The 13,316-nt window shown below is 63.7% G+C and carries 11 protein-coding genes and 1 rRNA gene (1 of these 12 only partly in view); 4 read left to right on the plus strand and 8 right to left on the minus strand.

Annotated features, from left to right (window positions below):
• The 3 genes from B5G43_RS16040 to B5G43_RS16050 form a co-directional block, all read right to left on the minus strand.
• Nucleotides 1-417, minus strand: a 16S ribosomal RNA gene (locus B5G43_RS16040); it reaches 1,115 nt to the left of the window's first position.
• Nucleotides 418-1,051: 634 nt separating this feature from the next.
• Nucleotides 1,052-3,097 (minus strand): ribonuclease R, encoded by a 2,046-nt coding sequence (gene rnr, locus B5G43_RS16045; protein WP_087263117.1) that lies wholly within the window; start codon nt 3,095-3,097, stop codon nt 1,052-1,054.
• A 9-nt stretch (nt 3,098-3,106) separates the two neighbouring features.
• Nucleotides 3,107-3,631 (minus strand): 4'-phosphopantetheinyl transferase superfamily protein, encoded by a 525-nt coding sequence (locus B5G43_RS16050; protein WP_158097454.1) that lies wholly within the window; start codon nt 3,629-3,631, stop codon nt 3,107-3,109.
• Nucleotides 3,632-3,759: 128 nt separating this feature from the next.
• On the opposite strand from B5G43_RS16050, the gene B5G43_RS16055 reads away from it, so the two are divergent.
• The 4 genes from B5G43_RS16055 to secG all read left to right on the plus strand — a co-directional run bounded on the left by B5G43_RS16055 (nt 3,760) and on the right by secG (nt 7,482).
• On the plus strand, nt 3,760-4,254 hold the full coding sequence (locus B5G43_RS16055) for a phosphatase PAP2 family protein (RefSeq protein ID WP_087263121.1): 495 nt from the start codon (nt 3,760-3,762) through the stop codon (nt 4,252-4,254).
• Between the two features lie 89 nt (nt 4,255-4,343).
• On the plus strand, nt 4,344-5,111 hold the full coding sequence (locus B5G43_RS16060; RefSeq protein WP_087263123.1) for an ABC transporter ATP-binding protein: 768 nt from the start codon (nt 4,344-4,346) through the stop codon (nt 5,109-5,111).
• The gene (locus B5G43_RS17915) at nt 5,101-7,119 is read left to right on the plus strand and encodes an ABC transporter permease (RefSeq protein ID WP_087263125.1); all 2,019 of its coding nucleotides are present in this window, start codon (nt 5,101-5,103) and stop codon (nt 7,117-7,119) included. Before B5G43_RS16060 ends, B5G43_RS17915 begins: the two co-directional genes overlap by 11 nt.
• Nucleotides 7,120-7,245: 126 nt before the next feature.
• Nucleotides 7,246-7,482 carry a preprotein translocase subunit SecG gene (secG, locus tag B5G43_RS16070; protein ID WP_204244611.1) on the plus strand — a complete coding sequence of 79 codons (237 nt, stop codon included), beginning with the start codon at nt 7,246-7,248 and terminating at the stop codon, nt 7,480-7,482.
• Nucleotides 7,483-7,851: 369 nt separating this feature from the next.
• On the opposite strand, the gene B5G43_RS16075 is transcribed toward secG, so the two are convergent.
• From B5G43_RS16075 to B5G43_RS16095, 5 genes are all read right to left on the minus strand, one after another.
• The gene (locus B5G43_RS16075) at nt 7,852-8,394 is read right to left on the minus strand and encodes an NADH peroxidase (protein ID WP_087263127.1); all 543 of its coding nucleotides are present in this window, start codon (nt 8,392-8,394) and stop codon (nt 7,852-7,854) included.
• A 115-nt stretch (nt 8,395-8,509) separates the two neighbouring features.
• A complete protein-coding gene (locus B5G43_RS16080; protein ID WP_087263129.1) occupies nt 8,510-9,142 on the minus strand; it encodes a DUF4093 domain-containing protein in 633 nt (210 codons plus the stop codon).
• A gap of 13 nt (nt 9,143-9,155) precedes the next feature.
• Entirely contained in the window at nt 9,156-10,199 is a 1,044-nt protein-coding gene (gene holA, locus B5G43_RS16085) for a DNA polymerase III subunit delta (RefSeq protein WP_087263131.1), read from the minus strand.
• A 14-nt stretch (nt 10,200-10,213) separates the two neighbouring features.
• Nucleotides 10,214-12,478: a DNA internalization-related competence protein ComEC/Rec2 gene (locus B5G43_RS16090; protein ID WP_087263133.1), complete on the minus strand. Its 2,265-nt coding sequence runs from the start codon at nt 12,476-12,478 to the stop codon at nt 10,214-10,216.
• Nucleotides 12,471-13,316, minus strand: an 846-nt coding sequence (locus B5G43_RS16095) for an AAA family ATPase (RefSeq protein WP_143382893.1), incomplete at its 5' end; no start/stop codon positions are given. The genes B5G43_RS16095 and B5G43_RS16090, both read right to left, overlap by 8 nt.

Raw genomic sequence — 13,316 nt, forward strand, 5'->3', positions numbered from 1 at the left:
CGGCGTTGCTGGGTCAGGCTTGCGCCCATTGCCCAATATTCCCCACTGCTGCCTCCCGTAGGAGTCTGGGCCGTGTCTCAGTCCCAATGTGGCCGGCCAACCTCTCAGTCCGGCTACTGATCGTCGCCTTGGTGGGCCGTTACCCCGCCAACCAGCTAATCAGACGCGAGGCCATCTCAGAGCGATAAATCTTTGGCAGTCAGGGCCATGCGACCCAACTGCATTATGCGGTATTAGCAGCTGTTTCCAACTGTTATTCCCCACTCCAAGGCAGGTTCCTCACGCGTTACTCACCCGTCCGCCACTAAGTAACTCAATCCGTTGTCCGAAAACTCCGTCATGAGCACTCCGTTCGACTTGCATGTGTTAAGCACGCCGCCAGCGTTCATCCTGAGCCAGGATCAAACTCTCAATAAAATGGTATCTAAAGAACCGAAGTTCTTCAAATCATCTTATTGAAGCCTAATTCATAGCTTCAAAGAAATTAATCAGTCGCCCCTTCACAAACTTGCGCTTGCGAAGGACAACTTGTCCTTCTGGTGCTTCGTGTTTGATCACGTTGTTTAATTTACAAGGTACACGCTTCAGCCTTTCGGCTGACAGTGCTTTATTTTAGCACTTTCTGTTTCGCTTGTCAAGCCCTTTTTTCAAATTTCTTTGAAGCTCAGAACTTTCATTCAAGCTGCTCGGCTCTCGCAGAACTCGTTTAGTTTACCACACTCTTTCGAACTTGTCAAGAACTTTTTTCGAGGATTTTCAAGGTTTTCAACCTCAAACCACTCGTTTTCGTTCTTTCCCAAACGCGTTCTCGCTACTCACGCGAACTCATTTAGTTTACCACGCGTTCTCGCGTTTGTCAAGCACTTTTTTCAACTTTCTGAATCAGGGCCGTCCGGCTTCCACCCGGTCTCCCGACTCTTTTCCGTTGTTTTCAGTGCCCTCTTGCAAGGCGCTCAGATAGAATACCACCCAGCCTCTCATTTGTCAACACCTTTTTTCACTTTCTTCTGACTTTTTTCGCCCCGGCCAAATGGCCGGGGCGAAAGCCGTCTCAGCGCCGCCGACGGGGCGGCCGCTTTCCATGGGTTTTCCCCTGGGGGCGCTTGCCCACCTTCCGCTCCGCGCGGGAGGGTTTGGGCTCCTTTCTCTCCAGGAAGATGGTACCGGGGGTCCCCTTGGGCAGACGGAACTCCACCTGTCCACTGCCGGGATCAGCGCTGACACACGCCACCTCCAACAGGGTCCCCAGGGTATACCGCTCCCCCTGGGAGCCGGTGAGGGTGAGGTGTTCCTCCGAATAGGCATAATGCCCCCCGGGCAGAGCCTCCGCGGGCAGGAATCCCTCCACCACCACGCCGGTGAGGACAAAGAGCCCGAAGCGGCTCACACCGGACACCACGCTTGGGAAGGTCTCCCCGATGTGCTCCGCCATGAACTCAGCCAGATAGCACTTCTCAATGTCCCGCTCGGCCACCTGGGCGGCCAGTTCACGCTCGGAGGCCTGTTTGGCGGCCTTGGGGATCGCGGAGCTGAGCTTCTGCCCCGCCTTGCTCTCCAGGGTCCCGTCCAGCATGGCGGTGAGGCAGCGGTGGACCATCAGGTCCGGGTACCGCCGGATGGGGGAGGTAAAGTGGCAGTAGTAATCGGCGGCCAGGCCGAAGTGCCCCAGGTTTTTCGGGTCATACCGGGCCTTCATCATGGACCGGAGCACCGCCGTGTGGACCAGGTACTCCTCCGGCGTGCCGCGGGAGGCCTCCAGAATCTTTTGAAGGGAGAAGTGGTCCGGCTCCTGGAAGGTATAGCCCAGCGGGGCGAGTACGTTCCGCAGGGCCTCGGTCTTTTCCCCGGAGGGTTTTTCGTGGATACGGAAGATGCCGGGCAGCTCCCGGTCCGCCAGATGCTGGGCCACGCACTCGTTGGCTGCCAGCATGAAGGACTCAATGAGCCCCTCGCTGACCCCCGGGGTGCGGGCCTGCACGCCGATGGGATGGCCCTCTTCGTCGCAGAGGATCTCGTTCTCCCGGCTCTCCAGGTCCAGGCTGCCCCGCAGCTTCCGCCGCCGCTCCAGCACCTTGGCCAGGGCGGCCATCTCCCGCAGCATGGGCAGAATATGGGCATAGCGCTCTTCCAGCTCCGGATCGGTGCCCTTCAAAAGCGTGTTACAGTCCTTATAGTTCATCCGCTCGGTGGTCTTGATGACCGACTTGGCGATGGTGTGCTCCGCCACCGAGCCGTCGGGGTTCAGGGTCATGATGCAGGACAGGGTGAGCCGGTCCACTTTAGGGTTCAGCGAGCAAATGCCGTTGGAGAGCTCCTTGGGGAGCATGGGGATCACCTGGTCGGCAAAATACACCGAGGTCCCCCGCTGCCAGGCCTCCACGTCCAGCGGAGAGCCCATGGGCACATAGTGGCTCACGTCGGCGATGTGGACCCCCAGCACTGCCCGGCCCTGTTCGTCCCGCTCCAGCGAGACGGCGTCATCCAAATCCTTGGCGTGCTCCCCGTCGATGGTGATGATACACTTGCCCCGCAGATCCAGCCGCCCCTCCAGGGCTGCGGGGTCCACCTGCTCCGGGGCCTCCGCCGCCTGGGCCAGCACTTGGTCCGGAAATTCCCGCTCGATATTCTGTTCAAAGAGGATGGACTCCACGGCGGCCTCCCGGCTGCCGTCCCGCCCGAACACCTCCAACAAAGTCCCCATAGGGGGCTGCTTGGACGTGCCGTAGCTGGCCATCTTCACCGCCGCCCGGTCTCCGGGCCGCACGCCGCTGGTCTTGCCCACGATCTGGATGGGCTCCCGCAGCTTGTCCCCGGCGGGGACCAGCCAGGTCTCCCGGCCGTGCTTGCGCACCGCGCCGGTGACGGTAGGGTTGCCCCGGCGGAGGATGGCGGTCACATGGGCGGTGCGCTTCTCTCCCGCCGCCACCCGGCCCGTGTCGGGCAGGACGGCCACCGTATCCCCATTCCAGGCTCCGTTTTCCGCCCGGGGTGGGATAAAGAGGTCCTCCTCCCGTCCCGTGGCCCCCTCGGGGGTCACAAATCCAAAGCCCTTGCCGGCAGCCTGATAGACGCCGGTGATGGTCTGTTTTTCCTTCATAGTGTCTCCTTATTCCAAAATCAGTTGCGCTTCCGGCCGCTCCTCGCCGCAGCAGGCCGCCCGCCAGCCCGTGCCGCCCCAGGCACGGAACCACAGGCCGTTCCACTGCCCCTCCTCGCCGGGGCTGAGCAGGGGCACCTCGATGGACCGGGCGGCCCGGTCCAGGCCGCTGCCGGTGTACTTCACATAGCTCTCCTTCAGGGTCCAGAGGGTGTAAAAATCCTCCCAGTTGCTCCCCCGCTGGGTAAACCACTGGAATTCCCGCTCAGAGAGGGCATAGCGTGGCAGATTGGGCCGCCGTGGCTTGATGCGCTCCACATCCACCCCCAGAGGGCGCTTCCCCAGGCCGCACAGGGCGAAGGCGCCGCTGTGGCTAAGGCTGAAGTGGAGCGCGCCGTCCTTCAAGATCGGCTTGCCCCCGGGGAGCGTGTCAAATTCCGGGCGGGGCACGCCGTATTCCGAAAGCTTCTGCTCCAACAGGGCATGGGCCGCCCTTTTGGCGTCATCACTCTCCACCATCCACAACTTCAGCACACCGCTCCCCCCCTCCGGTCCCATCTGCCCCCATTCTACCCCATCTTCCCCCACTTTACAACGCTCCCCCTTGACGGAGCGCCCCGGAGCGGCTATCATGCCAGTGGATTCAAATAAGGAGGTACCCCATGACCCGAGAACAATACGAGCGCTGGAGCGCTCCCATCGCCCGGCATCCCCGCGGCCCCGCCGCCCTCAAGTGGATCAATACCCTGCTGACCCGCCTGTGCTATGTGTGCTATCCCCTGGCGCTGGCAGTGCTGGCGATCAACCGGGACGGCCGTTTCTGGCGGACGCTGCTGGTACCCGGCATTTCCTTTGTGCTGGTGACCTTCCTGCGCAAGGGCGTCAACCGGCCCCGGCCCTATGAGGCCCTGGACATCCACCCCATCATCCACAAGGACACCAAGGGGAACTCCTTCCCCAGCCGCCACGTGTTCAGCGTCTTTGTCATCGACATGGCCTTCTGGTACCTGTGCCCGCCGCTGGGCGGCGTGTTCCTGGTGATGGGCGTGATCCTGGCAGCCACCCGGGTGCTGGGCGGCGTCCACTACCCCAGTGACGTGCTGGCCGGAGCTCTGCTGGCCGCGGCGGCGGGCGCGCTGGGCTTCTGGGTGATCTAACCTTACAAAACTGTCACCTTCCTGTAAGGTACTTCGATGGCTCCCCCCGGCCCCCGATGGTACAATGGGATCACAAGGAGGAATGCACTATGGAACCGATCCTGACCGTGTCCCATCTTCAGAAATACTACGGGAGCCGGGGCAACATCACTCGCGCCATTGACGACCTGAGCTTCTCGGTGCAGCCTGGGGAGTTCGTGGGCATCATGGGCGCCTCGGGCAGCGGCAAGACCACCCTGCTCAATTGCATCGCCACCATCGACACCGTCACCGGCGGCAGCATCGTCATCGACAAGCAGGACATCACCAGGCTCCCCCGCAAGGCCCTCTCCCGCTTCCGCCGGGAGCGGCTGGGCTTCGTCTTTCAGGACTGCAACCTGCTGGACACCCTGACCGGGCGGGAGAACATCGCCCTGGCTCTCACCATCCTGCGCCGCCCGGCGGGGGAGATCGAGCGCCAGGTGGCCCAGACCGCCAAGCTGCTGGATGTGGCCGACTGCCTGGACAAGTACCCCTATCAGATGTCCGGCGGCCAGCGGCAGCGGGTGGCGGCGGCCCGGGCCATCATCACCAACCCCGCTCTGGTGCTGGCTGACGAGCCCACCGGCGCGCTGGACTCCAAGTCGGCCCGGCTGCTGCTGGACCGGTTCGAGCACCTGAACGTGGAGCAGGGGGCCACCATCCTCATGGTCACTCACGACGCCTTTACCGCCAGCTACTGCCGGCGCATCCTCTTCATCAAGGACGGCCGGCCCTTCACCGAGCTCATCCGCGGAAACGACGACCGGAAGGCCTTTTTTGCCAAGATCATCGACGTGGTGACCCTGCTGGGAGGTGACTCGGGCGATGTTCTGTAAACTGGCGCTGAAAAACGTCCGCCGCAGCGTAAAGGACTACTCCCTCTACTTTCTGACGCTGCTCTTCGGCGTGTGCGTGTTCTATGTCTTTAACTCCCTGGAGAACCAGTGGGTCATGCAGGCCCTGAACTCAAACGAGCGAGGCGTCAGCTACACCGGCGCTATTTTGCAGCTGGTGGATGTGGTGTCGGCCTTTGTCGCGGTGGTGCTGGCCTTCCTGATCCTGTACGCCAACAGCTTTCTGCTCCGCCGGCGCAAGAAGGAGCTGGGCACCTATCTGCTGCTGGGCATGGAGCACAGCCGCATCGCCCTCCTGCTCTCCCTGGAGACCCTGGTGATCGGCCTGGCCGCCCTGGTGTGCGGGCTGGTTCTGGGCTTCTTTCTGGCCCAGGCCCTCTCGGCCTTCACCGCCGCCCTCTTCCGCATCCGGGTGGAGCAGTTCTACTTCGTCTTTTCCTGGAAGGGCGTGGCCAAGACCATCCTCTATTTCGGCGTCATCTTTTTGCTGGTGATGCTCCTCAATGTGGTGACAGTGGCGCGGCAGAAGCTCATCCACCTCCTCCAGGCCAACCGGCAGAACCAGTCCCTGAAGCTCCAGTCCCTTCGCGCCTCCCTGGTGTTTTTCCTGCTGGGCGTGGTGCTGCTGGCCGTGGCCTATGCCATGCTGCTGCAACGAGGTCTGCTGCGTGTGGACCGTATTTTCCTCCTCATGCTGGCTCTGGGCACGGCGGGCACCCTGCTCTTTTTCCGGTCCCTGTCCGGCTTCCTGCTGCGGCTGGGCCGGAGCAACAAGAAGCTCTATTACCGGGAGCTCAACATGTTCGTCCTGCGGCAGTTCAACTCCCGCATCACCACCCACTACCTCTCTATGACGGTGGTGTGCCTCCTGCTGCTGCTGGCCATCGGCATCACCGCCTGCTCGGTGGGCGTGAACAACACGGTGGAGAGCAATGTGGGCCGGGACGCCCCGGTGGACATGACCCTCCGGGTGGAGGACTACGACTACGAGAACTTCGCCGAGGAGCTGCCGGGCTATCTGGCCCAGGTGGGCTTTGACCCGGAGACCGAGCTCACCGCCTACGCCTCCGTCACCCGCTACGTGGTGGATTTTCCCCTGGCCCAGCCGGTGACGGTCCAGGGTGAGGTCTATGAAAATCGCGTCATCGAATACGCCATGTCCCTCTCGGACTACAACGCCCTGATGGCCATTCAGGGCAAGGGCCCCTATATCCTGGAGCCGGGGACCTACGGCGTGGTGGAGGGCACCGAGGAGCATCAGACCGCCCATCTCTTCTGGGAGGCGGGCGCCCAGTTCGTGCTGAACGGCGTTACCTACTCCCCCGACCCGGATTTTCGTACCTCCGGCGCCTACTTCACCAGCGACATCCGCCTGTCCAGCCTCTTCATTTTCCCGGACGGTTTCCTGGAATCTCTTCCCAAAGATCAGTACGCCTTCTGCCAGTATTTCCTGGCGGGCAACTACGCCGGGGACGCCGACGCGGCCGAGGACGCCCTGTGGGCTTCCATCGACGATCTCCATACCGTCATCACGCAACATCAGGGAACCCAGAGCTCCTCGTTCTCCCTGACCACCTACCTCTCCCTCTACACCGAGGGCATGGGCACCAAGCTGCTGGTCCTCTTCCTGGGGCTGTACCTGGGCATCATCTTCCTGGTGACCAGCGCGGCGGTGCTGGCCCTCCAGCAGCTCTCCCAGGCCGCCGACAATGTAGAGCGCTACCGCATCCTGTCCCGGTTGGGCGTGGAGGAGTCCATGCGGGACCGCTCCTCCGATATCCAGGTCTTTCTGGCCTTCTTCCTGCCGCTGGTGCTGGCGGTGGTCCACTCCATCGTAGGCATGAAGGCCGCCAACGATGTCATCGCCCAGCTGGGCAAGCTGGACACCGTGGCCAGCTCAGCCGTGACGGCGCTGTTCATCCTGGTGGTCTACGGGCTCTACTTCCTGGCCACCTGCTGGAGCAGCCGCCGCATCCTGCGGGATCTGTAAAAAATGCGGAGAAAGGCTTGAAAACCGGAATGGGCTGTGCTATGATATGAGATACGTTTCCGTGTGTGTTTGTGCGCACCCAAATTCGAAATCAGTGCCCCCCGGGGCCGAAAGGAAAGATGTATCGTGGATATCGCGAAGTTGGTGCTCAGCGTCGTTCTGGTCGTCATCGATCTGGCCCTGATCATGGTCGTTATGCTCCAGTCCGGCAAGAGCGCCGGTCTGTCCGGCGCCATCGCCGGTGTGGCTGACACCTTCATGTCCAAGAACAAGGCCAAGGGCTGGGATGCCAAGCTGGCCCGTTGGACCAAGTGGGTGGCTGTGGCCTTCATTCTGCTGGCCCTGATCCTCTGCCTGGTGTAATGCAGACGAAAAAATCCGCCGGTCTCTTCGGAGACCGGCGGATTTTTTATTTTTTCTCGGTTTTAGCTCCGACAAAACGCTCGGTGACGAGGTCCGCACGGTGCAAAAACGCCCCGGTCCGTTGGACCGGGGCGCTCGCTATTGGATGGATTAGCCGAAGTAACGCTTCAGCAGGCCCTCGAAAGCCTTGCCGTGGCGGGCATTCCCCATGGGACTGTTCCCATGGGGACCCCATTTTTTGATCTGCTCGGGCGGAGTGAATCCGCCCGGCATCGAAGTTTTGGCTCCGCCAAAACGCTCGGTAACGAGGCCCGCCACGGTACAAAAACGCCCCGGTCCATTGGACCGGGGCGCTCGCTATTGGATGGATTAACCGAAGTAACGCTTCAGCAGGCCCTCGAAAGCCTTGCCGTGGCGGGCCTCGTCGCGAGCCATCTCATGCACGGTGTCGTGGATGGCGTCCAGGTTGTGCTGCTTGGCCAGCTTAGCCAGCTCGGTCTTGCCGGCGGTAGCGCCGTTCTCGGCGTCCACGCGCATCTCCAGGTTCTTCTTGGTGGAGTTAGTGACCACCTCGCCCAGCAGCTCGGCGAACTTAGCGGCGTGCTCGGCCTCCTCGTAGGCGGCCTTCTCCCAGTACAGGCCGATCTCGGGGTAGCCCTCGCGGTGAGCCACACGGGCCATAGCCAGGTACATGCCGACCTCGGTGCACTCGCCCTGGAAGTTCTCGCGCAGGCCCTGCATGATCTCCTCGGGAGCGCCCTGGGCCACGCCCACCACGTGCTCGGCAGCCCAGCTCTTCTCACCGGCCTGCTCGACGAACTTCTCCTTGGGGGCCTTGCAGATGGGGCAGATGTCGGGGGCGGACTCACCCTCGTGGACGTAACCGCAGACAGAGCAAACAAACTTCTTCATAAATAGCTTCCTCCTGTTAGTTGAATTATGTTCTCCAAAAGCAAATGGTGTCGGGCTTCTAATCAGTAATGATTATCATTTACAGGTAATAAGATACCACGGCCTTTGCCATTCGTCAAGGGGTATTTTCACTTTTTTCAAAAAATTTTTCCCCGTCCAGCGCGGCCACCGCCTGCCGGTACTCCTCCCGGGTACACAGCAGGTTCAGCACCTCCAACATGGCGTTGGCGCTCAGGTGCTCGGGCAGGTCCAGCCGCCGCAGCAGCGCCTGCCGCTTCCCGGCCGAGCCCGCCCCGCCGGAGAGCCCGTCGGCAAAGAGGTCGGCCTTGGTGAGCCCCGCGCCGCCGCTGCCCGGTGCGCCGCCCCCCTCTAAGAAGGTAGCGCCCGCCCGGCGCAGGGCCTGTTCCAGCACCTCGGGGCGCATGCCCTCTACCCCCAGCTTGCCCTCCTTGCCGGGGTGGCGCTTGCGCCGCTCCTTGCCGGGGCGGTCGGGGATGTAGGCGTGCTTCACCTGGTCCGGCGGAATGCTCCCTTTGAGGAAATTGCGGATGACGAATCCCGCTCCGTCCGAGTCGGTGAGGACGATGAGCCCCCGCTGCCGGGCCAGGCGGCGCAGCAGCGCCACCTTTTCCTCGTTGCGGAACACTCCAAAGCCCCCCGTCTCCACGATCACCGTGTCCACCACCTGGGAGAGGGTGTTTTTATCATACCTCCCCTCCACCACGATGGCCTCCCGGATCTTCAGCATAGCTCCGCCCTCCTTACGCCCGGCTGGACGGCCCCGCCGCCAGCTCCATCAGAAAGGCCACCAGCAGCTCCTCCCCGTCGGCCCGGGTGGACTTCATGGCCAGATCCACCTCGCCGCAGCGGATCACCGCCCGGCGGCACCAGGAGAGGGAAAAGCGCCGGGCCGCGTTCATCAGCTTTTCCGCCGGATAGGAGTTGCGCATCCCCCACTGTTCCATCAGGTAAGCGGTGCCCTTCCGGTGCTCCAAGGCCAGCCGGGCGGAGTAGAGCTGCCGCAGCTGCTTGCCCAGCACCGCCAGGAGCTTGATGGGGGCCTCCTGCATGTGGAAGAGGTCCCCCAGCACCGCCGCCGCCCGGTCGAAGTTCCCGGCGGCGATGGCGTCGGTCATCTGGAACACCACCGCGTCCAGCTGGGGCGTGGCCACGGCGTCGATGTCCGCCCGGGTGACCCGGTGGCCCTTGGCGTAGGCCCCGATCTTCCCGATCTCGGAGATCAGGCCGTTCATCAGATCGCCGCAGAGGAACATGAGGTATTTGGCATCCTCGGTGCCGATGTCGTGATCCAGGGCCCGGAAGCGGCGGGAGATCCAGTCCACCAGGTCGTTCTGGCCCTGGCGGTTGAAGGCCACCACTTTGCCCTTCTCCTTGATGACCCCGGCCAGCTTGGTGCGGGCGTCGGCCTTGTAGACGATGAGGTCGTACACGAACACCAGACACACATAGTCCGGGAGGTCGGAGAGCACCTTCACCAGCGCCTCCTTGTCTCCTTTATAGAGGTCGTAGTCGTTGACCACGATCAGGGTCCGCTCGCTCATCATGGGCAGGCAGTCCACCAGCTCCTGGAGCTTTTTCACATCGAAGTCCTTCCCCGCCAGGGTGTGGAGGTTGAACTCCTCCATGCCCGCGGGGAGTAGTTTTTTCCGCATCTCGCCCAGATAAAAGTCCCGCAGATAGGACTCCTCCCCGTGGAAGATGTACAGCTGGCCCAGCGTCCCCGCTTTCAGGTCCTGTTTGAGCGCCTTGTAGGCGGCGCCGTCGTTTTTGGGTTTGGCCGGCACGGCGGTCTCTCCTCTCAGTCGATCCGGAAGGTAAGGTGTCCCATCTCCCGGGTGGTATAGATGGCGCACCCCGCCTGCTGGAGACGCTCCAGCGTCTCCCAGGCCGGATGGCCGTAGGTATTGTAGCCCACCGAAATGGCGGCATATTCCGGCTGGATAGCCTCCAGCAAAGCCTGGGACGTGGCGTGGGCCGAGCCGTGATGGCCCGCCACCAGCAGCTCCACGTCGGGCAGGTTCCCGTATTTGAGGAGGCGGCCCTCGGTGACCTGGTCCATGTCGCCGGTGAGGAGCACGTCAAAGCTCCCCCGGGTGCCCAGCACCGACAGTCCCTCCTCGTTGGTCTCACCCGAGCCCAGCGGGGCATAGACGGTGAGCTCCATCCCGTCCAGCGTCAGGACCGCGTTTTCTTCCTTTAACAATAGAATCTCGGTCCCCGCGTCCCGGGCCTGGTCCAGTAATTCCCAATCCATCTCCGCCGCATCCGGGGCGACCAGAAGCCCCACCTCCATCCGCCGCAGGAGCTGTTCCACGCCGCCGGCGTGGTCGGCGTGGAAGTGGGTCAGGATGAGCACGTCCACCCGATTGCGGCCCCGGGTCTGGAGGTAGCCCGCCGCCACATCGCCCGGGTCGGTCCAGCTGTTGCCGCCGCAGTCCACCAGGACGGTGCTCTTAGGCGTGGCCAGAACCACGCTTTGGCCCTGCCCCACATCCAGCACGGTGACGGTGAGGCCGCTCTGGCTCAGGGGGACGGCGGTACACAGGAGGGCGGCGCACAGGGTACACACCCCGGCGCAGGCGGGGAGGAGGAAGCGGCTCTTCTCCCGCCGCCACAGCACCCCCAGCACCAGCAGGAGATATACCCCCGCCAGCCATACGTACAGAAACGCCCCGTCCAGCGCCACCGCCGCCAGGGGCAGTCTGGCCAGCCCTTCGGCGCACCAGAGCACAAAGCGCCCCGGGAGGGCAAACACCGCGCCCAGTACTCCGGCCACTGCCGGGGACCACAGGGCCACGCAGCCGGTGAGCATGGCCCCGGAAAAAGTGAGGGCCACCGCCCACAGGCAGGCCAGATTGGCCACGGGGGCGATGAGGGAAAAGGTGCCAAAAGATAAGGCTGTGATGGGCGTCGTGAGCACCAGCGCTCCCGCCGTGGTGGACAGGGAGGCCGCGGCCCACCGCCACCCCCGGCACAGGGCGCTTTTCACGCCCTTGGCCCGTGGGAGCCACCCGGTCCAGCGCCGGTAGAGGGGCGCGGAGATGAGACAGATCCCCGCCACCGAGGCGAAGGAGAGCTGCAAGCCCAGCCCGGCGGCGGAATAGGGGTTCCAGAGCAGCAGCAGGAACAGGGCCAGGGCCAGTGAGGTGGGCTTGTCCTCCTCCCGCCCCAGCACCGGGGCCAGCAGCACCATGCTCTGCATAAAAGCGGCCCGCAGCACCGAGGGCGCGCCCCCGGTCATGGCGGCAAAGAGAGCCATAGCCCCTATGGCGATGAGGGCGGTGCGCCGCCGGTGCTTGCCGAACATACGCAGGGCCACCCCGCACAGGAAGGACACGTGGAGCCCCGACACCGCCACCACATGGGCCAGCCCCACCCGCTGGAGGTCGGAATAGACCCCGTCGGCCAGACCGCTCTCGTCTCCGGTGGTGAGGGCCACCGCCAGCGGGGCAGTATCGGCGGGAAAGGCGTCATACAGCGCATCGGTGAGGGCCTTGCGCCACCACACCGGCCGGAGGGTCAGAGGGACGCTCTCCGCCGGGGTGACTTCCGCCTCCGCCCCGGCGCTGGCAGTGAGCCAGATGCCGTTGGCGTAGTAATAGAGGCTCTCCTCTCCCCGCAGGTGACTGGCAAGGCGGAAGGAGGCCGTTCCGGTCACGGTATCCCCCGGATGCAGGTCCGGGCGGTCCTCCCCGCTGAGGTAGAGGATGGCGACCAGGGTAGTTCCATCCGCCGTCAGGCGCACCTGGGCCGAGAGGCTGCCGGTGGAGGTGGTCCGGGGCCAGTCGGTGACCACGGCGGTAAAGGGGTGCTCGGTCCCGTCCAGCTCCCGGGCGGGGAGCACCAGCCGCTGCCACGCTCCGGCGGTCCACAGCACGCCGAAGCACAGCCCAAAGGCGGCCAGGCGGACCTTCCGCCCCCGGTCGCCCCGGAGGAACTGAGCCAGCACCCCCGCTCCGGCGCAGAGCGCGCCCAGCGGAAAGAGCCACGCCGCAGGCAGGACCAGCACCGCCGCGAAAACGGCGGCGCAGGCCGGCGCGGTGAACCAGAAGAGCTTACGCATCCGGGGCTTCGGCGGGCTCTTCCTCCTTCAGGTCGTCCAGGGTGAGGGTCATCAGCGCCTCCCGGTCCGGGTCGGGCAGCTGGGCCACCCGGTCAGCCTGCCGGGCCACCGCCTTCTCAAAGACGTTGCGCACCTCCCGGGCGTTGCCAAAGTTCTCGTCCCGCTCGGTGTAGCGCTGTTCCAGGTCGGCCTTGGCGTACTCCGCGGCCTTCTCGTCCAGGGTATAGCCGTTCTTTTTGCACATGGAGCGGAAAATCTCCATGAGCTGTCCACCGTCGTAGTCATCAAAGTAGAAATACTTGTTGAACCGGCTCTCCAGGCCGGGGTTGGCGTGGATGAATTTCCCCATCAGGTCGGTGTAGCCTGCCACGATGACGATGAAGTCGTCCCGGTGGTCCTCCATGTTCTTCAGCAGGACCTCGATGGCCTCCTTACCGAAGTCGTTGGCGTTCTCCTGGTTGGTGAGGGCGTAGGCCTCGTCGATGAAGAGCACCCCGCCCAGGGCCTTCTGCACCGCCTCGTTGGTCTTGATGGCGGTCTGGCCCACGAAGCCCGCCACCAGCCCCGACCGGTCCACCTCCACCAGCTGTCCCTTGGAGAGGACGCCGATGGCCTTGTAGATCTTGGCCAGCAGCCGGGCCACGGTGGTCTTGCCGGTGCCGGGGTTGCCCAGAAAGACCAGGTGGAGGGACATAGGCGGCACGGGCAGGTCGTGCTCCTGGCGCATCTTGCGCACCTTCACCAGGTTGATGAGGCTCTTCACGTCCTTTTTCACCCGCTCCAGGCCGCACAGGCCGTCCAGCTCGGCCAAAAGCTCCTCCAGCGTGGGCTCCGGCGG

The organism is Flavonifractor sp. An92, from assembly GCF_002159175.1.
Classification (GTDB): domain Bacteria; phylum Bacillota; class Clostridia; order Oscillospirales; family Oscillospiraceae; genus Pseudoflavonifractor_A.

Excerpts from the sequence above, each read along its gene's own strand:
- B5G43_RS16090 (WP_087263133.1), bottom strand. The coding sequence starts at position 12,478 with ATGCGTAAGCTCTTCTGGTTCACCGCGCCGGCCTGCGCCGCCGTTTTC.
- B5G43_RS16080 (WP_087263129.1), bottom strand. The coding sequence starts at position 9,142 with ATGCTGAAGATCCGGGAGGCCATCGTGGTGGAGGGGAGGTATGATAAA.
- B5G43_RS17915 (WP_087263125.1), top strand. The coding sequence starts at position 5,101 with ATGTTCTGTAAACTGGCGCTGAAAAACGTCCGCCGCAGCGTAAAGGAC.
- B5G43_RS16075 (WP_087263127.1), bottom strand. The coding sequence starts at position 8,394 with ATGAAGAAGTTTGTTTGCTCTGTCTGCGGTTACGTCCACGAGGGTGAG.
- rnr (WP_087263117.1), bottom strand. The coding sequence starts at position 3,097 with ATGAAGGAAAAACAGACCATCACCGGCGTCTATCAGGCTGCCGGCAAG.
- B5G43_RS16055 (WP_087263121.1), top strand. The coding sequence starts at position 3,760 with ATGACCCGAGAACAATACGAGCGCTGGAGCGCTCCCATCGCCCGGCAT.
- B5G43_RS16060 (WP_087263123.1), top strand. The coding sequence starts at position 4,344 with ATGGAACCGATCCTGACCGTGTCCCATCTTCAGAAATACTACGGGAGC.